A 21,874-nucleotide genomic window follows, 5' to 3' on the forward strand; every position below is an offset into this window, starting at 1 on the left:
GCCTGCGCCGTATTTTAAACCTGTACCACCGCTTGCCGCCAAATCGCGTTTGGCCCACCCCGTAGCTCTGACCAAGTTCATCCCGCGCCACCGGCCCTGATGTCTGTGCGTTATACTTGCCGCCAGTACAAAAGCCCGGTCGTTTTTTGCGGTTTTATGTTGATTCACGTCAAATGTTTAATAACTGACAGAATACCGTAAATAATTACTTATACCAGCCGCAACGCCTGATTGGCAAAGCGATTGTTGTAGAGTGCCGATGCTCGTTCCACCATTTTCGACCCGGAGTATGCCGCACGATGACAACCCAACAACTTTCCACCGTATCCAGCCTTAGCGAGCTCCCTGAACGCTGGCGTTCCGAGATACAGGCACAGCTTTCCCAAGGGGAAAACGCCGTAAGTGCCCTGGAGGTTGACCTGGATCAGCAACTTCGTTTCGCCAAGGGTGTCATCGTCATCACGGCCACGCGCCTGCTGGCGCGCGCGCCGGGCCAGGAGCAGTGGCAATCGTGGCCGTTTTCCGAGGACCTGAGCCTGCGGCACCACGACCACGCCGGCGTCGGCCACCTCGAGCTGATCGGCCGGAGCGGCCGCCTGGCCGCGTGGCGCTTCACGCTGGGCCAGAACCTCAACGCCATCCGTCTGGTCGAACAATTCGGCGCCCACCGCGACAGCCACGCCAGCGGCGTGCCGGTGGTCGTCGAGGAAAAGAGCATCTGCCCGAGTTGCAAGGCGCCGCTGGAGCCGGACCAGGAGGAATGCCCGGTCTGCACCAAGGTGATATACACGCCACCGTCGACCTGGACCCTGTTCCGGCTGTGGCGCTTCGCCAGGCCGTACAAATTCCAGCTCGCGCTGGGATTCTCGCTCATGTTGCTCAGCACCGGCGCACACATGATTCCACCCTACCTGACCATCCCGCTGATGGACAACGTGCTGATCCCGTACCAGAACGGCAAAGCGGTCGACACCGGGATGGTGGCGCTGTACATGTCCGGCCTGGTGGGTGCGGCGGTGATGGCGTGGATACTGGGCTGGGCCAAGACCTACGTGCTGGCGCTGGTGTCGGAGCGCATCGGCGCCGACCTGCGCACCGAAACCTACGACCATTTACTGCGCCTGTCGCTGGAATACTTCGGCGGCAAGCGCACGGGCGACCTGATGTCGCGCATCGGCAGCGAGAGCGACCGGATCTGCGTGTTCCTGTCGCTGCACCTGCTCGACTTCGCGTCGGACTGCCTGATGATCATCATGACCGGCGTGATCCTGTTCTCGATCGACCCGTGGCTGGCGATCTTCACCCTGCTGCCGCTGCCGTTCATCGCCTGGCTGATCCACGTGGTGCGCGACCGCCTGCGCATGGGCTTTGAAAAGATCGACCGCGTGTGGGGCGAAGTGACCAACGTGCTGGCCGACACCATCCCCGGCATCCGCGTGGTGAAAGCCTTCGCGCAGGAGTCGCGCGAGGCGGCGCGCTTCCGCACCGCCAACCAGCACAACCTGGCGGTCAACGACAAGCTCAATAAAATCTGGTCGCTGTTCTCGCCGACGGTATCGTTCCTGACCGAACTCGGTCTGCTGGTGATCTGGGTGTTCGGCATTTACCAGGTATCGAAGGGCCACATCACGGTCGGCGTGCTGTCGGCGTTCATCGCCTACTCGAGCCGCTTCTACGGCCGCCTCGACTCGATGAGCCGCATCGTCTCGGTCACGCAGAAATCGGCGTCGGCCGCCAAGCGCATCTTCGACATCCTCGACCACGTCTCGTCGGTGCCGGAGCCGGTCAACCCGGTCAAGCTGGCCAAGATCGACGGCGACATCACCTTGCGCGAAGTCGGTTTCCGCTATGGCAACCGCGCCGTCAACCGCGGCATCAGCCTCGATATCAAGGCCGGCGAGATGGTCGGCCTGGTCGGGCACTCCGGTTCGGGCAAATCGACCTTGGTCAATTTGATCTGCCGCTTCTACGACGTCTCGGAAGGCGCCATCATGCTCGACGGCGTCGACATCCGCTCGTTCGCGGTGTCGGACTACCGCCGCAATATCGGCCTGGTGCTGCAGGAGCCGTTCCTGTTCTTCGGCACCATCGCCGAGAATCTGGCGTACGGCAAGCCGGACGCCACGCGCGAGGAAATCATCGCCGCCGCGCGCGCCGCGCACGCGCACGAATTCATCCTGCGCCTGCCGCAGGGTTACGACTCGATGGTCGGCGAGCGCGGACAGGGGCTGTCGGGCGGCGAGCGCCAGCGCATCTCGATCGCGCGCGCGCTGTTGATCGATCCGAAGATCCTGATCCTCGACGAAGCCACGTCCTCGGTCGACTCCGAGACCGAAAAAGAAATCCAGCGCGCGCTGGAAAACCTGGTGAAGGGCCGCACCACGATCGCCATCGCGCACCGCCTGTCGACCTTGCAGAAGGCCGACCGCCTGGTGGTCCTGGATCGCGGCGTGGTGGTGGAGGAAGGCTCGCACGACGTGCTGATGGCGCGCGAAGGCGCCTACTACCGCCTGTACCAGGCGCAGGCCCGCAATGTCGACACCGACATGGGCGACAGCGGCAGCAAGGAATAACCAGGAAAGCAACCGAGAAGCACATGACGACGACAAAATTTGAACTGGTACGCAATCCTTTCGGCCGGCTGGTGCTGACGACGGCGGAGGGCAACGTGCATGAAGGCGTAGCGGCGGTGCGGGCGTTCCCGGTACAGGCGCCGGAGGACGGCATCGCGCTGGTCAGCGGCGACGGCAAGGAAGTGGCCTGGATCGACCGCATCGAAGACCTGCCGAAGGAAATCGGAGAGCTGGTGCGCGAAGAGCTGGCGGGGCGCGAATTCATGCCGGAGATCTCGCGCATCGTCGACGTCTCGGGCTTCGCCACGCCGTGCACGTGGACGGTGGAGACGGACCGCGGCGCGACCGAATTCGTGCTGCGGGGAGAGGAAGACATCCGGCGCCTGACGGTGGACACGTTGCTCATCTCCGACATCCACGGCATCCACTACCTGATCCGCGACGTGCGCGAGCTGGACAAGCACGGCAAAAAAATCCTCGACCGTTTCCTCTAAACTCCAGGGTCAGGTCCACCAATTCTACACGGGCCGGACCGTAATCCGTCATGGGCCGCCAACGGCGCTTGGCGGATTACGCTGCGCTAATCCGCCCTACGTATTTCCGGTGACCGCTTTAATTTAGCGGCTATGTGAACGCCTTGATCAGCGCATCGAACTTGACCCCAATCGACTGATCGTGATGGCTGACCGGCGGCACCTCGCGCTTGACGTCTAGCAGCTGGTACACCGCCATCTGCGCCGCCCGCACCGAGTACTCGACCGTGAACACCACGTCCTCCGGCACCTCCACGAACTGGCTGACAAACGCCAGGTTGCGCGAGTTGGGCGGCACCGGCAGCGGACGATCGCTGCGCAGTCGCGGCATGAACATGCTGGTGATGTAAGGCATGCGGCACGGGATGCAGTTCGCCGACGCCATCACCTCCATGTCGAAATTCAGGTGGCCGCACAACTCGCGCAGGATCTCCTCGCCGGTGCAATCGGCCATCGGCTTGGCGACGAAATTACCGATACGGTCCGGATGCAGCGAATAGCCCCAGAACACCTGCACGCCCTCCGGCTGTCCGGCGAAATGCGGCTGGTGCGCCAGCACCACCGACAGCAGCCAGTTCGAGTCCTTGAACGTCACCAGCCCTCCGGTGCCCGCCACGTTGCCGGTGAAGCGCTCCATGCGATCGAAGAACGCCGGGTCCTTCAACGTCACGGTGAAGGACTCCCACCACGATTCCGGAATGCTGGAATTGAAAGCGGCCGGATTGCCGAACTGCGGCCGGTCGACGGCCAGCTTCTCCCACAGCGCCCAGCCCTGGCTGTCGCGCTTATCCAGCTTGGGCGGCGCGCTGTGCATATCGCCATGGCTGGAGGCGTCGGTCATCGAGCCGTTCTGGAAGAACACCAGGTCCTGCGGCGCCACCGCGATCGTTTCGGCGACGCCGTCGCGCGTGCAGCGGATCGCGGTCACGGTGAGCGTGCCGCCCTCCTCCATGATATCCAGATCGTCGACCTTGCAGTTGGCGACGATGCGCACGCCCTGCTCCCGCAACCAGTGCTGCAAAGGCCGCACCAGCGAATCGTACTGGTTGTAGACGGTGCGCTTGACGCCGGCCAGCGTTTCGATGCGCGAAAACTCCATCATGAAGCGGTGCAGATAGCGCTTGAACTCCACCGCGCTATGCCACGGCTGGAAGGCGAAGGTGGTGGCCCACATGTACCAGAATTTGGTGTCGAAAAACTCCGGCGACAGCCAGTCGGTGATGACGCTGTCGCCCAGCTTTTCCTCGTCGGCTTCGGTCAGGTTCAGCAGCTCGGTGCGGTCGCGCATCGAAAAGCCCATCGACGTCACGTCCACCTTGAAGCGGTTGCGGTCCACCAGCCGCGCCTTCGAATCCGATTTATGCAGCTCGTTGAAGGCGATGGTCTCGTCGTACACCGTCTGCCCCGGATGCTCGATCGAAGGAATGCTCTTGAACAGATCCCAGGTGCACTCGTAGTTATCGGTGGTGAACATACGCCCGCCGCGCAGCGTGTAGCCGCGCTCCGGATCGCCGCCGCCATCGAGGCTCCCGCCGACCAGCGGCAGCGCTTCGAAGATGGTGATGTTGGCGCCGGAGACGCCCGCGTCGCGGATCATGAAAGCCGCCGCCGACAGCGAGCCTATGCCGCCGCCGACCAGATAAGCCTTGATGGAACTCATGTCTACATCCTTCCTTGCGATTGAGATGAGACCATCATAGTTCGCGGACGCAAGGCGCACGCGAGAGTAAACCCTCTAAGACGCATTTCCATGCGCCAGATCAAAATAGAGAAAAAGAATACCGGCTAAATTCAAGGGTTAAAGACGAATCACTCTCCCCGCACGAAGGCCCCGTACCATCGGCCGCTTTGCTTGACGGTGCGGCGCTGCGTCGGGTAGTCGACATAGGTCAGGCCGAAGCGGCGCAGATAACCCTCCGACCACTCGAAGTTATCCAGCAAACTCCAGGCGAAGTAACCTTTGACCGGCGCGCCGGCGGCGATCGCGTCGCGCGTCGCGGCCAGGTGGCGAATCAGGTAATCGCGCCGCGCGGTGTCGTTCACGGCGCCATCGGCATCCGGGTGGTCGTCGTAGGCCGAGCCGTTTTCGGTCACATACAAATCGCCGGTCGGGTACTCGCGCGCCACCCGTGCCAGCAGGTCGACCAGTCCTTGCGGCGATACTTCCCACCCGAAGTCGGTACGCTCGCGGTCCTGGGGATGGACGATGGCGGTACGCAGCGGATACTGGTCGGGCGCGTCGATGACCACCTCCGGGAAGTAGTAGTTCACGCCGAGGAAATCGCAGCGCGCGGCGATGGCGTCCATATCGCCTTCCACCACCGCCGGCGCATCGTCGCCCACCAGCCGCAGCGCCAGCTCGGGATAACCGCGTCCAAACAGCGGATCGAGGAACCAGCGGTTGCGAAGCACGTCGTGGCGCACCACCGCCTCCCGGTCGGCGGCGCTGTCGCTGGCGGCCTCGATCGGATGCAGGCTCAATGCGATGCCCACTTTCGCATCCGGCACGTTAGCGCGGATCAGAGGCACGGCCAGGCCATGCGACACCAGCACATGGTGGCAAACCTGCAGCGCCAGCGGCAGGCTCTTGTTCCCCGGCGCGTGCATGCCGTCCCAGTTGCCGTGCATGGCTGTGCACCACGGTTCGTTGTGGGTGATCCAGTGCTTGACGCGGCCGCCCAGATGCTGGGTCATCACGTCGACGTAGCGCAGATAGGCGTCGATGGTGGCGCGGTTCTCCCAGCCGCCCCGGTCCTGCAGATACTGCGGCAGGTCCCAGTGGTACAGCGTGCACCAGGGCTGCAGGCCGCGCGCCAGCATGCCGTCCACCAGGCGCGAATAGAACGCCAGCCCTTCGGCGTTCGGCCGCTCGTCCACGCCGTTGAAGATGCGCGTCCAGGCGATCGAGAACCGGTAAGAGTTCAGGCCCATGGCCCGCGCCAGATCCAGATCCTCCTCCCAGCGATGATAGTGGTCGCAGGCGACCGCGCCGGTGGAGCCGTCGCGCACCTTGCCCGGCGTCGCGCTGAAGGTGTCCCAGATCGAGGGCACGCGGCCATCGACGCCTGCCGCGCCTTCGATCTGGTAGGCGGACGTCGATACGCCCCACAGGAAGCCGTCGGCGAAGTCCGAACGCCTGATTGCCTTGGTCAAGTCGGTAGAAGTCATAGTCATCGTGAGTTGTTGTTTTGCGAAAGCGGCGACCGGCACCCATATTGGAATCGTTTCCAATATACTACAAAAAAAGAGCGTGCGGCCACCGCACGCCCGATATTTACGATTTTTTGCGCGACGGCGCTTTCGCCAGCGAAGCGCGTTCCGCCACGTGCAGCTTGTACTTGCGCTTGACCGGCCGGTCCGTCTCGTAGCACCGGTTCAGCAGATAATTCAGGCCGTTCGACGTCATCTCGCTCCACGGGATATGGACGCTGGTCAGGCGCGGCGCCGTGAACTGCGCGCTGTGCGTATCGTCGTAGCCCAACACCGATACCTGATCCGGCACCGGGATGCCGGCCTGCTGGAAGAAGGACAAGGCGCCGACCGCCATTTCATCGTTGGCGCAAAAAACCGCCGTGAACTCCCGGCCAGACGCCAGCAAGCGCTCGGCGCAGGCCCAGCCGCCTTCCGGCGTGAAGTCGCCGTGGTCCACCCACAGCTTGCCGCTGTCGAGGCCCGCCGCGTCCACCTCCGCCATGAAGCCGGCCAGACGCTCCTGGTTGTCCGGCGCGCTGGCGCGGCCGGCGATGACGGCGATCTTGCGATGCTTCTTTTCCAGCAGCGTGCGCGCCGCCAATCGTCCGCCGGCCTTGTGGTCGACCGTGAAGCACTGCTCGGCGATGCTGGCGTAGCCGTGATTGATCACCACCACGCGCGACTGGAATGGTCCCAGCGCGGCGAAGTCCTCGTCCTCCAGCGCATTACTCATGAGGAGCAAACCGTCGCACCCGCGCTCGATCAAAAAATTCACGCCGTCGATCGCCTGCCGCCGTTCGTCGCCCTCGCCGACACCGAAAGCGACCACCATGTTGAGCCCCGACGCGCGCAGCGCGGTGTGGATCGACTGCAGGATCGGCGTGTAAAACGTCCCGCTCAGATACGGGATATAGACGCCGATCATCTGCGAACTGCCCGACAGCAGCGAGCGCGCCGCGTGCGAGGGCCGGAAGTCCAGCTCCGCGATGGCCTTTTGCACCTTCTCCATCGTCGCCTTGGACACCGATCCCCTGCCGCTGACCACCCGCGACGCGGTGCCCAGCCCCACTCCCGCCAGCCGGGCGACGTCTTTGATTGTTGCCACGAGTTCCCTCATCCGTTGAGTCTATGCGGCGGTCAGCATACCGCATCGCCACGGACGGTGACAAGCGGGCTCCATGCAAGCCCCTCTAGTCGCGCAGCGCGGCCAGGATGCTCTTTTGCGCCTTCTCGACCGGCATGCGGGTGTTCCAATAAGTGGTCAGCACATCCTGCAGCGCGCCGTTCTGGTCCGGCGTCAGATACACCTCGATCATGCCGACCTGGCGTGACTTGTCCTTCATGATGGCCATGCCGGCCTGCGCGCACACGTCCATCGACGAGGTGTCGGCGTTGCTCAGGACGGGCAGCGATCCTTTCAGCTTGCTGAACTCCAGCTGGGCGGCCGGCGCCAGCATCGTCTGCGCCAGCAGCTTTTGCGCCTTGACCGTCTCCGGGTTCTTCGTCTTGGGGAAGACGAAGGCGTCGCCCTGGATCAGGTACGGCACGTTCGGTCCGAGGCCGGCGATGCAGCCGAAATCCTTGCCGGCCGTTTGTTTGGCGGCGGCGAATTCGCCCTTGGCCCAGTCGCCCATGATCTGCACCCCGGCCCTGCCGCTGATTAGCATGGCGGTGGCGTCGTTCCAGTTGCGGTTGGGCGCACCCGCGTCGACATAGGTCTGCAGCCGCTTGAAGGCAAGCAGCACGTTTTTAAACGCCTCGGAGTTGATCGCTTGCGGCGAGCGGTCGCGCAGCACCGACAGGTACAGCGCCTTGCCGCCGACATTGGCCAGCATGGCCTGGAACAGGATGTTCTCCTGCCACGGCTGGCCACCGTGCGCCAGGCCGACCACGCCGGCCGCCTTGAGTTTGTCCAGCGCGGCGAACAGTTCGTCCGGCGTGGCCGGCTCCTTGACGATGCCGGCCTTCTTGAACGCCGCCTTGGAGTACCAGATCCAGGTCGACATGTGGATGTCGACCGGCGCCGCGTAAAAGTGTCCATTGACCTTGATGACGTCGAGTACGGGCGCCGGCATCAACTGGTCCCAACGGTCGCGCAGCGCGATATCGTCGACGTTATTGAGCGAGCCCTGGTCGATCAGGTCGCGGAATTGTTTGGTGGTGTTGAACTGGGCGGCCGTGGGCGGATTGCCGCCGACGATGCGGTTGATCGCCACCGACTTGGCCTGGTCGGCACCGGCGACCGCCGTATCGGCCCAGACCCCGCCGGCGGCGCGGTAGGCGTCGGCGAATTTGCGCACGGCGGCCGACTCGCTGCTCGAGGTCCACCAGTGCAGCACCTCCGCCTTGGGCCCGGGCGCCGCCGCGACCGACGCCGCCGGCGCCGTCAGGCCCACCGTCATGACAGCCGCCACCCCGGCGGCCAGTGCCTTGCATTGCTTGAACATCCAGCCTCCTTGAACGCCGATGCCGCCGGCGCGCCGCACATGATTGGAAACGTTACCAATTAACAAACCCGAATATATCACCCAATTATTTTGAGTGTCAACGACGCGATCGACGTCACGCCGTCCGTATGCTACCCGTCCACCCGTCGCAGGGAATCGTCGCCGCTCAAGGCGAACGGCAGCGACCTGGCCCACCGGTTCGACGACAGCGAAAACGTCAGCGCCCGCACCTGGTGGTACCACCCGGCCGGCACGTACAGCATATCGCCGGGATTGACGATACATTCGATCATGGTCGCCTGGCGCGCGAGCGGGAATCTGTCGAAATCCGGCGCCTCCGGATCGAACGGGGAGCCGAACAGGATGGCGTTCGCCTCGTTCGGGTACAGGAACTCGTCATGATGGGGCGGCGACAGGAAAATACGCTTGGTGCCCCAGATCTGGGCGAAGATATTGTCGTCATAGTCGCAATGCAGCGGCGTGACGGTGCCGGCGGGGCCCAGCCAAAAGCGCGGCGGCCCCATTTTGTCGAAATAGGTCGGCCAGTGGCACATGCTGTTCAATTCGCGCAGTTCCAGATTGCCCAGATACGGCGGCAAGTCCGAAGTACCGGCGGCGACCAGGTCGAGGTACTCGCCCATCGACATATCCCGCATGGCGCGATCGGCCGCGAACGCGGTATTGATATAGTCCCCTACCCGCGCGCGCACTTGAACCTCGCTGAAACGGTCGCGCAGCACTTGCGGCGTCAGCGCGCACAGCGGCCAGCGGTTGACGTGGCCCGTGATCAGGAACGGCAGCCCCTCCGCGGCGCGCGCGCGGAAGGCCGCCGCATCGGCCACGCGCACGCGCGGCACCTCCGAAATCGTCGGCAGTGCGCGCCCGGCGCGCCGTATCGCATCGCGCATTTCCTGAATCGACGTCACGCCGCGCACCTGCGCATCGCGCTGCTCGCGCTCCCGCCTTTTGACGGCGGCCTCCTCGGCCGACGCCGGCCGCGACGCCTGCAACGGCGGCGGCTTTCTCTCTTTTCTCTCTTTTGACATATGCCTTACCATGAATTCCCAGCCGCGCAGCATAACGCATCCTGTTTGGATTTCGCTAGTGCCGGCGGCCTCAGAACCGCCAGGCCAGGCCCGCGCGCAGCGTGCGCATTTCGCCGGGATGGGTATGGATATCGGCCACCGGCGCCGCCTCGCCGGGCAGGCGCGACTCATAATAGTAGTCGATGTCGCTCACCTTGCGGTCGAGCAGATTGAGCACCTCGACCGTGAGCTTGAGATTGGCCGCCAGTTTATACCCCAGCTTCATGTTGACCAGCGTCGACGAAGGCGAACGCACCGAGTCGTCCTCCACCAGCGCGCGCTGGCCGAAATAGCGCAGCCTGACGCCGCCCGACCACGGACCGGATTCGCCCGACACCCCGACCGACGCCGTGCGGTTGATCGATCCCGGGATGAAATTCCCCGCCGGATCGTTGTCGGTGAAGCGCGCATGCGACCATGCCAGGTTGGCGTCGATGATCCAGTCCTTGGCCGGCGTGTAGAAGTTGGCCAGTTCGATGCCATGGCGGCGGCTCGGTCGCCCGGCCTCGGTGCTGCCCGCGTCGCCGATGAAAATCAGCTCCGAATCGAGATCCAGCCGCCACGCGGCGACCGTCGTTTGCAAGCCCGGCACCAGTCCGACCAGGCGCAGGCCGGCCTCCTTGCCGATCGCCTTGACCAGCGGCTTGGCGCGTTCGATCGGCGCACCATCGGCGTCCACCGCCAGCCCGGTTTTAGGATCGACGGTGCCGGTGACGCCGCGCGCGTCGTCACTATGGAAGCCACGGCCCCAATTCAGATACACCTCGGCGTTTTTACCCGGCGTGAAAATGGCGGTGAATTTGGGGCTGGTGATCGACGCGTCGACCTTGCCCGAGTTGGCCGCGGTGTCGCTGTCGACATCGAACGAATAGCGGTCCGACCGCACGCCGGCCACGGTGCGCAGCCACGGCGTCCAGGTCGTGCTGTTGGACAGATACAGCGCCGCCGCGCGCTCCTTGACGTCGTCCTCGCGCACGGTAGACAGGCGCCGGCGCTGCTCGGTCAGATACAGCCCCACCGGCGACAAATGATCCTGGCGCAGCTGCGCGCCCAGCGTCGTCTCCGAGGCGAACGGCCCGAGTTTGTGCTGCCATGCGCGTTCCGCGTTCAGGCCCAGGATCTGGCGGCTCTCGGCCTGGTGGTACTGGTCGCCGTGTTCGGGATCGTCAAGCACATAGGTGAAATTGCTGAACAGGTCCAGACGCGATTTGATCAGGTACGCATCGACCTTGCCGTGACCATCGGCGTACTGGCGCGTCCACTCGGCGGACGCGCTGTAACGCGAGGTCTCGCCGCCGTCGCTGGGATCGAGTGCGCCATAGCGGCCAATCAAACCGCTGTCCAACGCGCGCCGTGGCACCTGGTCGGTGGAATTCCACGACGAGTGCATGCCCATGGCGGTCAGCCTGACGTCGTCGTCGCCGCTGCGCAGACTGTATGACAACACGCCGTTCACGCGCTTGTAGTCCTCGGGCGTATCCCACGGACCGTCCTGGCCCGCGCGCTCGATCGCATACAGCAGCGTGCCGGCGGCCAGCGGCGCCGAATTCGCCACCAGCACGCGGGTAAAGCGGTTCTGGCCCGCCTCCACGCTCAGTAAACCCTGCTCCATGCGTTGGACATAATCGAAGGCCGCCGCGCCGGCCGCCGAGAAGTCGCCCTCCTCCGCGTAGTACGTGGCCTTCTTGTATTGGATGGTGCTCACCAGCTCCGGGATCAGGAAGTTCAGGTCCGAATAGCCCTGGCCATGCGCGTTGCTCGGCAGGTTGACCGGCATGCCCATCACGGTGGTGCGGAAGTCGGTGCCGTGGTCGAGATTGAAACCGCGCGCGAAATACTGATTGGCCTTGCCGTCACCGGCGTGCTGGGTCACGATCAGGCCCGGCACCGCCTCGAGCAGTTCGCCGGTGCGCAGCAACGGACGGTTTTCCAGCTGCTTGGCCGTCACCGTGCCCTGGTTGGCGGAATCGGCGACGCCGAGCGGAATCAGGCTGGCCGACACGCGCACCTGCAGCGGCGTGGCCTGGCTGCCGTCGGCGGGAGCGCTGCCATCGGCGCCGTCGGCCGCGAGGGCGAAGGCCGGCGCGGCCAGCAGGAGCATGGAGGGAATCAGGCGCAGCGTGCATTGCGGCCGGGGGAATTGCTTCTTCATGAGGACTTTCTGTCACGATCGCTGGCGATCTTTTTTGTCAGGCGCACATCCCCGTGCGCCGTAAAAAAAGAAGCAGCCGCCATCAACGACAGTCAGACGAAATCACAAGCCGGCGCCGTGGCGCCGATCCCGCATCCTCCGCAAAACACGACACCTCCCGGCCGCTTGCTTCCATCCGCCTTGGCCGGTATCCGGGCTAACAGGTCGGATCGTCTCGCCTTCCCATGCCGAACGCACAGTGGACTTCAGAGACGACCGGCCGCGCATCCAGTGGAAGCGCGGCGCCTGTTTTACCGTTGCGGGGACAGCACACGTTTGCCGCTGGCGAGCCAGCGCGTGTTTCCCGTTTAACTGCGGCCTGGAACCAGGCCGCGAGCACCAAAACGCCGCCATGATACGACGGGCTGGCAACTATGGCAACGTTGGAGATGGTGCTTAATCGCTGGCCAGCTTCTCGCGGACAGCCTTGACGCTCGGCCCGGCCTCTTTCACCAGCTGCGCGAGACGGTCCTTCGTCACACCCAGCTCCTTGGTCCAGTAGTCCACTTCATGCGGCTCGTTGACATTGATACGCGCGCGGTCCTGCTGCCCCGCTTTTTTCAGATCGTCGCTCATGGCGCCCTCCGGTTTGTTTGTGTGCTGGAAGAATGACACAGAAGCGCGATCCGCACCGTTACATGGCGTACCGAGGAGTTTCGATGGTAATTACTTAACGCTGCCCCTGAGGGTGGGATGGCCGTCATACATGGAATTGGTGCCCACATAGCGTGCATCCTCGGGGATTAGCTCGTTCAGAACGATCGCGTAGACGAGTACTGCGGCGACAATCAAACCCAGCTTGTTCCAGTCAATTTTTGCAAACACAATTTTCCCCGATGTAATTTTTATTAGCTCCTCCATGGTAGTCCGACCGTAGCATTTTGGGAATGAATTTTGATAATAAACAACACTTTGCAAGGTCCTGTGTTGCGTTGGGGCGAAAAAAAGCCGCCCGGATGGGCGGCGTGACGTCGTGGTGGAACACCTAGCCGATAGTGAACGGCTCGCTCTCATCCTCGGTGTATCGCACTGGCCCCAGATTGTTGCTGGCGATGATGTCTTTCAAACTTGGGCCGGTCGACACGATGTTCTCTTTCTGCAATACCAAATCCAAAATCTTATCTTCGTGCAAAATACTCGCGCTCGAATGCTCCAAGGGCTCAGGGCTGTTCCGATACCAAACCTTATAAAATGGCATACCAAACTCCTCGTGGTTGGGCGGGTCAGTATGGCATGTATAGGCGGATAATGCCGCAGGCGACAGTAGCGAAATGGTCCAGGCCATCAACTGAGCTTGGCGGATTACGCTACGCTAATCCGCCCTACGTGATTTAGATGAAGGTTCGTTTCACGACAACCATTTAGAGTTGATGATTGAAAAGAAAAAGGCCAATCCGAAGATTGGCCTAAGTCCTTGAATCTATTGGTCGGGGCGAGAGGATTCGAACCTCCGACCCCGTGCACCCCATGCACGTACGCTACCAGGCTGCGCTACGCCCCGACGAATTCGCAATTATAGCAGCCACTTTAAGTATTTGTCATGTTTGCGTTACATCCTGCTCGAATGGCATTCCATCCCACGCCCGGGTAAGATATCCGCCATGTCCGAAACCTCCCCCTCCGACCTGATCGAACAAGCCGCCGGCCTGGTCGCCAACGCCGATCTGCTGCTCGTCGCCGCCGGCGCCGGCATGGGCGTCGACTCCGGCCTGCCCGATTTTCGCGGCGACGAAGGATTCTGGCGGGCCTACCCCGCCCTCGCCCGCGCGCGCATGGCGTTCACCAGCGTCGCCTCGCCCGACACCTTCCACGCCAATCCGTCGCTGGCCTGGGGCTTCTACGGCCATCGCCTCAAACTTTACCGCGACACCGCGCCGCACGCCGGCTTCGCCCTCCTTAAAGCATGGGGCGGGCGCATGGACCACGGCTATGGCGTCTTCACCAGCAATGTCGACGGCCAGTTCCAGCGCGCCGGCTTCGATCCGCAACGGATATACGAATGCCACGGCTCCATCCACCACCTGCAATGCCTGACGCCATGCGGCGGCGACATCTGGCCGGCCGACGACTTCCACCCGGAAGTCGACAACGACGCCTGCCGCCTGCTAAACGCGGCCCCGGTCTGCCCGCGCTGCGGCGCGCTGGCGCGGCCGAACATCCTGATGTTCGGCGACTGGGGCTGGAACGAGCGCCGCTCGTGGCTGCAGGAGGCGCGTCTGGACGCGTTGCTGCGGACGGCGCGGCGGCCGCTGGTCGTGGAATTGGGTGCCGGCGTGGCGATACCGTCGGTGCGCCATTTCGGCCAGCATGTGATCCAGCGGCACGGCGGCCGCATGATCCGGATTAATCCGCGCGAACCGCGAGTCATGGGCGCGCGCGATGTCGGCCTGGCGATGGGCGCGCTGGCCGGCCTGGCCGCCATCGACGCCCTGCTCTAAACGATTTACACCAGTTTGACGGCGATGCCGGACAGCCCATCGACCTTGCCGGTCAGGGTCTGGCCGCGCACCACGGCGCCCACGCCCTCCGGCGTCCCGCTGAAAATCAGGTCGCCCGGCGCCAGCGCGAACAAGGTCGACAAATTGGCGATGGTTTCGCTGATCGACCAGATCAGATGGTCGATAGTGGCCGACTGCTTGGTCACGCCGTCGACATCGAGCTGGATCGACGCGTGGCCGATATCGCCCGCTTCTTCGGCGCGGTGGATCACGCCGATCGGCGCAGAGTAGTCGAAGGCCTTGCCGATTTCCCACGGCCGGCCGGCGTCGCGCATCTTGAACTGCAGGTCGCGCCGCGTCATGTCCAGCCCCACCGCGTAGCCGAAGATGTGCCGCGCGGCGTCTTCGACGGCGATGTCGCTGCCGCCCTTGCCGATGGCGACCACCAGTTCGCACTCGTAGTGCAGATTGCTGGTCACCTGCGGATACGGCAGCTCGACCACCTGCCCCGGCGCCACCGGCACCAGCGCCTGGGCGTCGTTCGGCTTGCAGAAGAAGAATGGCGGTTCGCGGTCGGGGTCATACCCCATTTCGCGCGCGTGGGCGGCGTAATTGCGGCCGACGCAGTAGACGCGGCGCACGGGGAACAGGTCGGCGGTGCCGGCGACCGGCAGGCCGACGATGTCATGGGCGGGGATAACGTAGGAAGTCATGATGCTCCGATGGCTGGTATGGGAGATCGGACATGGTACAACAGCCGGCCCGCGCCCGCGCGGCCTGAAACACTACGAGACAAAATCGTCGAGCGAGACCCTCAGGACAACAGCAGCGCCGTCATCGCGATGCGGAACGCATCCACCAGGCTGTCGCGGTTCATCTCGGGGCGGTGCAACGCGCGGATCTGCAAACCCTGGAAGTACGAGATGATGGTGTCGATGCGGCCGTCGAGCATGACGTCGTCGACCGGAAGATTACGGCGCTCGCGTCCCTGCTTGACCAGCTCGCGCAACTGGGTGCGCGAACTTTCCTCGTGCACGCGCAGTTGGGCGGCGATCACCGGATTGCGCGACGCCTCCGCGTACATCTCCAGCGGCACGTGCCAGGGCTGCGGATCGAGCGACTCGTCGATATGCCGGCGCGCGTCGTCGATCATGGCCTGCAGCGGATCGTCGCGCGTTTGCAGGTCGCGCAGCAAGCCGGTGACGTACTCGCTCTCGCGCTCGACGATGGCCATGATGATGGCGTCCTTGCTGTCGAAATAATTGTAGATATGGCCGGCGCTCATGCCGGCCTGCTTGGAAATCTCCGACATGCTGGCGCCGTGAAAGCCACTGCGCGCGAAGCAGACGGCCGCCGCCTCCAACACCTGGTTGCGCCGGTTCTGCGCACGTTCCGGGTCGGTGCGTCGTTTTGCGGGGGTGGTCATGTCGTGTCCTTGGGTCTCTCTAATGCCTGAAGGCGGAACTGTGGCGATGCCGGCCGGGTTTGTCAATTCGCCCTTGGCCTGATGCGGCGGGCGCGCAACAGCTGTGCATCACAGCCGCCGCGCGTCCGCCTGCGCAGTTTAGCCGCGCGGCGGATTGCCCTGTTGAGCAATCTCAGGTTGCCAGCCGCCGCCCAGCACCTTGTACAGGGTGACGGCGTTGCTGGTCTGGTTCAGGCGCGTGCTGATCAAACCCTGCTGGGCCGAATACAGCGCGCGCTGCGACACCAGCGCGTTCAGATACGTGTCGGCGCCCTTGCGGTAGCGGGCGTCGTTGATCTTGAAGCTTTTCTCGGCCGCGTCCACCAGCGCCTGCTGCGAAGCGAGGCGCTCGTCGATCGTGCCGCGCGTGGCCAGCGCGTCGGCCACCTCGCGGAAGGCCACCTGGATCGCCTTCTCGTACTGCGCCACCGAGATGTCGCGGTCGGTCTTGGCGATATCGAGGTTGGCGCGATTGACGCCGCCGTCGAAGATCGGCAAATTGATCTGCGGCGCGAAACTCCACGTGCCCGATCCGGACTTGAACAATCCGGACAGGTTGCGGCTGGCGCTGCCGCCCGACGCCGTCAGCGAGATGCTGGGGAAGAAGGCGGCGCGCGCCACGCCGATGTTGGCGTTGGCGGCGCGCAGCGAGCGCTCGGCCTGCTGCACGTCGGGACGGTTTTGCAGCAGGTCCGACGGCAGTCCGGCCGGGATGGCCGCCAGCTGCGTGACCGGATTGAGGTCGTCCGTCGGCAGCAGGTCGGCCGGCACCGCGCCGCCCACCAGCAGCGCCAGCGCGTTCTGGTCCAGCGCCACCTGCGCGGTGTAGGTGGCGACGTCGTTGCGGGCCGACTGCACGCTGGTTTCGGCGTCGTACATGTCGACGCCGGAGGTGACGCCGTTCTCGAAGCGCTTGCGGCTCAGGTCATAGGTGATCTGCTGGCTGCTCAACGTCTCCGCCGCCAGCTTGAGGCGCTGCTGGTCGGCAGTCAGGGTCAGGTAGGCGTTGGCCACCTCCGCCACCAGGCTGATTTGCTGCGTGCGGCGCGCCTCCTCGGTGCCGAGGTAGGTCTGCAGGCCCGCCTCGGAGGCGTTGCGCACCTTGCCGAAGAAGTCCAGCTCATACGACGGCATCGACAGCCCGCCGCTGTACTGGCGGGTGATGGCGGCGTCGCCGGTGCCGGTCATGTTGGCCGGCGTGCGGGTGGCGCTCTGGCTCACGCCCGCGTTCACCTTCGGCAGCAGCGCCGCCGTCTGGATGTTGTACTCGGCGCGGGCGCGCTCGATATTGAGCACCGACACGCGCAGGTCGCGGTTGTTGGCCAGCGCCAGCTCGATCACCTTGCGCAGGCGCGCGTCGGAGAAGTACTCGCGCCACTGGATCTCCGACACCGGCTTGGCGTCGGCGGCGGCAGGCGGCACGCCCTTGTAGGCGTCGCCGGCGGGCCAGGCCTGCGCCACCGGGGCGGCGGGACGCTGGTACACCGGCGCCAGGCTGCAGCCGGCCAGCAGCGCCAGCGCGGCCATGGTAATTAAAGACTTGTTCATGCTTTTCATATTAGTGCGCCTCCACGTGCGAGGTTGGCGCCGATGGCGTGGCTTTCTTCTTGCTGAAGAAGCCGCGCACCAGCACAAAGAACAGCGGTACGAAGAAGATGCCGAGGAAGGTCGACGTCAGCATCCCGCCCAGCACCCCGACGCCGATGGCGTTCTGGCTGCCCGAGCCGGCGCCGCTGCTGATGGCCAGCGGCAGCACGCCCAGGCCGAAAGCGATCGACGTCATCAGAATCGGACGCAGACGCTGGCGCACCGCCTGCAAGGTGGCCTCGCGCAGTTCGACGCCCTGCTCCTGCAGGTCCTTGGCGAATTCCACGATCAGAATCGCGTTCTTCGCCGCCAGACCGACCACCGTCAGCAGGCCGACCTGGAAGTAGACGTCGTTCGACAATTTGAACACGAACGTCGCCAGCACGGTACCGACCACGCCCAGCGGCACGATCAGCAGCACCGAGAACGGGATCGACCAGCTTTCATACAGCGCGGCCAGGCACAGGAACACGATCAGCACCGAGATCGCGTACAACTGCGTCGTTTGCGAGCCGGAGTCGCGCTCCTCGATCGACAGGCCGGTCCACTCGTAGCCGATACCCGGCGGCAGCTTCTCGGCCAGCTTTTCGATTTCCGCCATGGCCGCGCCGGAGCTCTGGCCGGGCGCCGGGGCGCCCAGGATCTCGCTCGACGACAGGCCGTTGTAGCGCTCCAGGCGCGGCGAGGCGTAGATCCACTCGCCGGTCGAGAAGGCGGAGAACGGCACCATGTCGCCATTGGCGTTACGGACGAACCATTTTTTCAGGTCTTCCGGCGCCATGCGCGATTCGGCCTGGCCCTGCAGGTACACCTTCTTCACGCGGCCACGGTCGATGAAGTCGTTGACGTAGGCGCTACCCCAGGCGTTGCTGAGCACCTGGTTGACGTTGGCGACGGTCAGGCCCAGCGCGATGGCTTTTTGCTGGTCGACGGTGATCTTGTACTGCGGCGTGTCTTCCTGGCCGTTCGGACGCACGCCGACCAGCACCTTGCTTTGCGAGGCCATGCCCAGCATCTGGTTACGCGCGGCCATCAGGGCCTCGTGGCCGACGCCACCGGTGTCCTGCAGCTGCAGGTCGAAGCCGGAGGCGTTACCCAGTTCCAGCACCGCCGGCGGAGCGAAGGCGAACACCATTGCGTCCTTGATCTGCGAGAACGCCCCCATGGCGCGGCCGACGATGGCGCCGACGGCATGGTCGGCGCCCTTGCGCTCGGACCAGTCCTTCATACGGACGAAGGCGATACCGGTGTTCTGGCCATTACCGGCGAAGCTGAAGCCGGCCACCGCGAACACCGAGGCCACCGATTCCTTCTCGTCTTTCATGAAGTGCTGTTCGACCTTTTCGATCACCTTGAGCGTGCGCTCCTGGGTGGCGCCGGTCGGCAGCTGGATCTGCGTGAACAGCACGCCCTGGTCCTCTTCCGGCAGGAAGGAGGTCGGCAGGCGCAGGAACACGAAGGCCATGACGCCGACGATCAGCGCGTACACCACCAGCGAGCGGCCGCCGCGATTCAGGATCTTGCCGACGAAGCCCTCGTATTTATGGCTGCTGCGCTCGAAAGTGCGGTTGAACCAGCCAAAGAAACCGGTGTTGATCGCCGCGTGGCCCTTCGGCACGGGCTTGAGCAGGGTGGCGCACAGCGCCGGCGTAAACACCATCGCCACGATCACCGACAGCACCATCGCCGAGACGATCGTGATCGAGAACTGGCGGTAAATCACGCCGGTGGAGCCGCCGAAGAAGGCCATCGGCACGAACACCGCCGACAGCACCATGGCGATACCCACCAGCGCGCCGCTGATCTGGGTCATCGACTTGCGCGTCGCCTCCAGCGGCGACAAGCCCTCCTCGGTCATCACCCGCTCGACGTTTTCCACCACCACGATGGCGTCGTCGACCAGCAGGCCGATCGCCAGCACCACCGCGAACATGGTCAAGGTGTTGATCGAGTAACCCAGCACCGACAGGATGGCGAAGGTCCCCAGCAGCACGACCGGCACGGCCATGGTCGGGATCAGGGTGGCGCGGAAGTTTTGCAGGAACAGGTACATCACCAGGAACACCAGCACGATCGCCTCGACCAGCGTCTTGACCACTTCCTCGATCGAGATCTTGACGAACGGCGTGGTGTCGAAGGCGATAACGGCCTTCATCCCGGCCGGGAACAGTTTTTCCAGCTCCGCCACCTTGGCCTTGACGGCGGTGGCGGTATCGAGCGCGTTGGCGCCGGTGGCCAGCTTGATCGCCATACCGGTGGCGGCGTTGCCGTTGTAGCGCGACAGCACGCTGTAGTTCTCGCTGCCCAGCTCCATGCGGGCGACGTCGCGCAGATGCACGGTGGCGCCGCTGGCGGCGGTCTTCAGCAGGATGGCGCCGAACTGCTCGGCCGTCTGCAGGCGGCTTTGCGCCGACACGGTGGCGTTCAACTGCTGGCCTTTGACGGCCGGCACGCCGCCCAGTTCACCGGCGGAGACCTCGGTGTTTTGCGCGGTGATGGCGGCGGTGACGTCGGCCGGCGTCAATTGATAGCTTTGCAGCTTGGCCGGGTCGAGCCAGATGCGCATGGCGTACTGCGAACCGAAGGCGGTGACGTCGCCCACGCCTTCGACGCGGCTGATCGGATCGATGACGTTGGCGGCCACGTAGTCGCCCAGGTCGGCCTGCTTCATGCTGCCGTCCTCGGAGATAAAGCCGAGCACCATCATGAAGTTCTTGGTGGCCTTGCTGACCACCAGGCCTTGTTGGGTGACGGCGGCCGGCAGCAGCGGCGTGGCCAGCTGCAGCTTGTTTTGCACCTGCACCTGCGCGATGTCGGGATTGGTGCCGCTGCGGAAGGTCAGCGTGATGCTGATGCCGCCGGACGAATCGCTCGACGCGTTCATATAACGCAGGCCGTCGATGCCCTTCATCTTTTGTTCGATGACCTGGGTGACGGCGTTTTCCACCGTCTTGGCCGAGGCGCCCGGATAGGAGCCGCTGATCGAGATCGATGGCGGCGCGATGCTTGGGTACTGCGCGATGGGCAGGCCCATGATCGCCAGTACGCCGCCGAGCATGATCACAATCGCGATCACCCAGGCGAAAATGGGGCGGTCAATAAAGAAGCGTGACATAAGCTGGCTCCTGTCTTAGTGCGCGCTCGGCGCGGCAGGCTTGGCGGCGGCGGTCGGCGCCACCGGGGCCGCCGGCGCGGCTGCCACGGCGGCCTTGGCCGGCGCACCGGGCTTGACCTTCTGCAGCCCTTCGACGATCAGCAGGTCGCCGGCGGCCAGACCGGACTTGACCAGCCACTTGTCGCCCTGGGTGCCGCTGGTGACCAGGATGCGCTGCTCGACCTTGCCCTGCGGGTTGAGCACCATGGCGGTGGCCTGGCCCTTCTGGTTGCGGCTCACGCCCTGCTGCGGCACGGCGATGGCCTGCTCGTCGACGCCCGCCTCCACCACCGCGCGCACGAACATGCCCGGCAGCAGATCGTGCTTCGGATTGGGGAACAGCGCGCGCAGCACGACGTTGCCGGTGGCGGTATCGACCGACACGCCGGCGAACTGCAGCTTGCCCGCCTCCGCATACTTGGTGCCGTCGGCCAGCACCAGCGAGACCTTCGCCTGGCCCGATTGTTTCAGGCTGCCGCTTTCCATGTCGCGCTTCAGGCGCAGCAGGTCCTCGCTCGATTGCGTGATGTCGACGTAGATCGGGTCGAGCTGCTGCACGGTGGTCAGCGCGTCGGTCTGGTTGGCCGTCACCAGCGCGCCCGGGGTCACCGTCGAACGGCTGATGCGCCCGCTGATGGGCGCGTACACGTGGGTGTATTTCAGATTGATCTGCGCCTCTTCCAGCGCGGCGGCGGCCGATTCGACATCGGCCTTGGCCTGGGCGTCGGCGGCGACGGCGTCCTCGTAATCCTGGCGGCTGACGCCCTCGATGGCGACCAGCTCTTTATAGCGGGAGACTTTCGGACCGCTGGTCATCAGGTTGGCCTTGGCCTTGGCCAGGGCCGCCTTGGCCGAGTTGACGCTGGCCTGGTACAGCGATGGATCGATCTGGTACAGCGGGGTGCCGGCCTTGACGTCGGCCCCCTCGACAAACAGGCGTTTTTGCACCAGCCCGTTGACCTGCGGGCGCACTTCGGCCACCTGGAAGGCGGCGGTGCGACCCGGCAGTTCGGTGGTGATTTGCAGCGCTTGCGGCGCCACCTTGAAAACGCCCACTTCCGCCACCTGCGCGTGAGGTGCTTCGGTCGTGGTCTTGGAGCAACCGGCTACCAGCACGGTTGCGGTGATCAGGGCTGCGGCCCCGGCCGTCCGCAGGGACGGTTTGCAGAAAAGAGCTTCCATGGCTTGGGACTTTCTGTAGAAATTATG

Annotated in this window: 17 protein-coding genes, 1 tRNA gene and 1 riboswitch; of the genes, 3 read left to right on the plus strand and 15 right to left on the minus strand. The window is 64.4% G+C overall.

Annotated features, from left to right (window positions below; genetic code table 11):
* Positions 1-299 precede the first annotated feature (299 nt).
* Both JOD97_RS10415 and JOD97_RS10420 read left to right on the plus strand, forming a co-directional pair.
* Positions 300-2,573, plus strand: coding sequence for an ABC transporter ATP-binding protein (locus JOD97_RS10415; RefSeq protein WP_209716204.1), 2,274 nt, complete (start codon positions 300-302; stop codon positions 2,571-2,573).
* A gap of 23 nt (positions 2,574-2,596) precedes the next feature.
* Positions 2,597-3,067, plus strand: coding sequence for a DUF1854 domain-containing protein (locus JOD97_RS10420; RefSeq protein WP_209716207.1), 471 nt, complete (start codon positions 2,597-2,599; stop codon positions 3,065-3,067).
* Between the two features lie 130 nt (positions 3,068-3,197).
* Here JOD97_RS10420 and JOD97_RS10425 read toward each other — a convergent pair whose 3' ends face one another.
* The 10 genes from JOD97_RS10425 to JOD97_RS10470 form a co-directional block, all read right to left on the minus strand.
* On the minus strand, positions 3,198-4,787 hold the full coding sequence (locus tag JOD97_RS10425; protein WP_373999832.1) for an oleate hydratase: 1,590 nt from the start codon (positions 4,785-4,787) through the stop codon (positions 3,198-3,200).
* A 128-nt stretch (positions 4,788-4,915) separates the two neighbouring features.
* Positions 4,916-6,280 (minus strand): GH1 family beta-glucosidase, encoded by a 1,365-nt coding sequence (locus JOD97_RS10430; protein WP_209716211.1) that lies wholly within the window; start codon positions 6,278-6,280, stop codon positions 4,916-4,918.
* A gap of 100 nt (positions 6,281-6,380) precedes the next feature.
* Entirely contained in the window at positions 6,381-7,403 is a 1,023-nt protein-coding gene (locus JOD97_RS10435) for a LacI family DNA-binding transcriptional regulator (RefSeq protein WP_209716215.1), read from the minus strand.
* Positions 7,404-7,488: 85 nt separating this feature from the next.
* A complete protein-coding gene (locus tag JOD97_RS10440; protein WP_209716218.1) occupies positions 7,489-8,745 on the minus strand; it encodes an ABC transporter substrate-binding protein in 1,257 nt (418 codons plus the stop codon).
* Positions 8,746-8,876: 131 nt separating this feature from the next.
* A complete protein-coding gene (locus JOD97_RS10445) occupies positions 8,877-9,791 on the minus strand; it encodes a cupin-like domain-containing protein (RefSeq protein ID WP_209716222.1) in 915 nt (304 codons plus the stop codon).
* Between the two features lie 70 nt (positions 9,792-9,861).
* Positions 9,862-11,982 (minus strand): TonB-dependent receptor, encoded by a 2,121-nt coding sequence (locus JOD97_RS10450; protein WP_209716225.1) that lies wholly within the window; start codon positions 11,980-11,982, stop codon positions 9,862-9,864.
* A 164-nt stretch (positions 11,983-12,146) separates the two neighbouring features.
* Positions 12,147-12,380, minus strand: a riboswitch (cobalamin riboswitch).
* A gap of 37 nt (positions 12,381-12,417) precedes the next feature.
* On the minus strand, positions 12,418-12,597 hold the full coding sequence (locus JOD97_RS10455; protein ID WP_209716227.1) for a DUF3606 domain-containing protein: 180 nt from the start codon (positions 12,595-12,597) through the stop codon (positions 12,418-12,420).
* Positions 12,598-12,687: 90 nt separating this feature from the next.
* Positions 12,688-12,882, minus strand: a complete 195-nt coding sequence (locus JOD97_RS10460; protein ID WP_209716230.1) for a hypothetical protein — start codon at positions 12,880-12,882, stop codon at positions 12,688-12,690.
* A gap of 124 nt (positions 12,883-13,006) precedes the next feature.
* On the minus strand, positions 13,007-13,306 hold the full coding sequence (locus JOD97_RS10465) for a hypothetical protein (RefSeq protein WP_209716233.1): 300 nt from the start codon (positions 13,304-13,306) through the stop codon (positions 13,007-13,009).
* A gap of 139 nt (positions 13,307-13,445) precedes the next feature.
* Positions 13,446-13,522 (minus strand) — tRNA-Pro (locus tag JOD97_RS10470).
* A 100-nt stretch (positions 13,523-13,622) separates the two neighbouring features.
* Between JOD97_RS10470 and JOD97_RS10475 the strand changes: the two genes are divergently transcribed.
* Positions 13,623-14,459 carry a Sir2 family NAD-dependent protein deacetylase gene (locus tag JOD97_RS10475; RefSeq protein WP_209716236.1) on the plus strand — a complete coding sequence of 279 codons (837 nt, stop codon included), beginning with the start codon at positions 13,623-13,625 and terminating at the stop codon, positions 14,457-14,459.
* Positions 14,460-14,464: 5 nt separating this feature from the next.
* Here the strand turns inward: JOD97_RS10475 and JOD97_RS10480 are convergent, their stop codons facing one another.
* From JOD97_RS10480 to JOD97_RS10500, 5 genes are all read right to left on the minus strand, one after another.
* On the minus strand, positions 14,465-15,172 hold the full coding sequence (locus JOD97_RS10480) for a fumarylacetoacetate hydrolase family protein (RefSeq protein WP_209716239.1): 708 nt from the start codon (positions 15,170-15,172) through the stop codon (positions 14,465-14,467).
* Between the two features lie 101 nt (positions 15,173-15,273).
* Positions 15,274-15,885, minus strand: coding sequence for a TetR/AcrR family transcriptional regulator (locus JOD97_RS10485; RefSeq protein WP_209716242.1), 612 nt, complete (start codon positions 15,883-15,885; stop codon positions 15,274-15,276).
* A 138-nt stretch (positions 15,886-16,023) separates the two neighbouring features.
* The gene (gene adeC, locus JOD97_RS10490) at positions 16,024-17,472 is read right to left on the minus strand and encodes an AdeC/AdeK/OprM family multidrug efflux complex outer membrane factor (RefSeq protein ID WP_209716245.1); all 1,449 of its coding nucleotides are present in this window, start codon (positions 17,470-17,472) and stop codon (positions 16,024-16,026) included.
* Between the two features lie 10 nt (positions 17,473-17,482).
* The gene (locus JOD97_RS10495) at positions 17,483-20,626 is read right to left on the minus strand and encodes an efflux RND transporter permease subunit (protein ID WP_209716248.1); all 3,144 of its coding nucleotides are present in this window, start codon (positions 20,624-20,626) and stop codon (positions 17,483-17,485) included.
* Between the two features lie 15 nt (positions 20,627-20,641).
* Entirely contained in the window at positions 20,642-21,847 is a 1,206-nt protein-coding gene (locus tag JOD97_RS10500) for an efflux RND transporter periplasmic adaptor subunit (protein WP_209716251.1), read from the minus strand.
* Positions 21,848-21,874 lie beyond the last annotated feature (27 nt).

This window comes from Duganella sp. 1411 (genome assembly GCF_017833525.1).
In the GTDB taxonomy this organism is placed as follows: domain Bacteria; phylum Pseudomonadota; class Gammaproteobacteria; order Burkholderiales; family Burkholderiaceae_D; genus Rugamonas.

What these genes read in the sequence shown, in the direction of transcription:
- JOD97_RS10415 (WP_209716204.1), top strand. Translation starts at nt 300, where the DNA reads ATGACAACCCAACAACTTTCCACCGTATCCAGCCTTAGCGAGCTCCCT.
- JOD97_RS10420 (WP_209716207.1), top strand. Translation starts at nt 2,597, where the DNA reads ATGACGACGACAAAATTTGAACTGGTACGCAATCCTTTCGGCCGGCTG.
- JOD97_RS10430 (WP_209716211.1), bottom strand. Translation starts at nt 6,280, where the DNA reads ATGACTATGACTTCTACCGACTTGACCAAGGCAATCAGGCGTTCGGAC.
- JOD97_RS10440 (WP_209716218.1), bottom strand. Translation starts at nt 8,745, where the DNA reads ATGTTCAAGCAATGCAAGGCACTGGCCGCCGGGGTGGCGGCTGTCATG.
- JOD97_RS10445 (WP_209716222.1), bottom strand. Translation starts at nt 9,791, where the DNA reads ATGTCAAAAGAGAGAAAAGAGAGAAAGCCGCCGCCGTTGCAGGCGTCG.
- JOD97_RS10450 (WP_209716225.1), bottom strand. Translation starts at nt 11,982, where the DNA reads ATGAAGAAGCAATTCCCCCGGCCGCAATGCACGCTGCGCCTGATTCCC.
- JOD97_RS10455 (WP_209716227.1), bottom strand. Translation starts at nt 12,597, where the DNA reads ATGAGCGACGATCTGAAAAAAGCGGGGCAGCAGGACCGCGCGCGTATC.
- JOD97_RS10460 (WP_209716230.1), bottom strand. Translation starts at nt 12,882, where the DNA reads ATGGAGGAGCTAATAAAAATTACATCGGGGAAAATTGTGTTTGCAAAA.
- JOD97_RS10465 (WP_209716233.1), bottom strand. Translation starts at nt 13,306, where the DNA reads ATGGCCTGGACCATTTCGCTACTGTCGCCTGCGGCATTATCCGCCTAT.
- JOD97_RS10475 (WP_209716236.1), top strand. Translation starts at nt 13,623, where the DNA reads ATGTCCGAAACCTCCCCCTCCGACCTGATCGAACAAGCCGCCGGCCTG.
- JOD97_RS10480 (WP_209716239.1), bottom strand. Translation starts at nt 15,172, where the DNA reads ATGACTTCCTACGTTATCCCCGCCCATGACATCGTCGGCCTGCCGGTC.
- JOD97_RS10485 (WP_209716242.1), bottom strand. Translation starts at nt 15,885, where the DNA reads ATGACCACCCCCGCAAAACGACGCACCGACCCGGAACGTGCGCAGAAC.
- adeC (WP_209716245.1), bottom strand. Translation starts at nt 17,472, where the DNA reads ATGAACAAGTCTTTAATTACCATGGCCGCGCTGGCGCTGCTGGCCGGC.
- JOD97_RS10495 (WP_209716248.1), bottom strand. Translation starts at nt 20,626, where the DNA reads ATGTCACGCTTCTTTATTGACCGCCCCATTTTCGCCTGGGTGATCGCG.
- JOD97_RS10500 (WP_209716251.1), bottom strand. Translation starts at nt 21,847, where the DNA reads ATGGAAGCTCTTTTCTGCAAACCGTCCCTGCGGACGGCCGGGGCCGCA.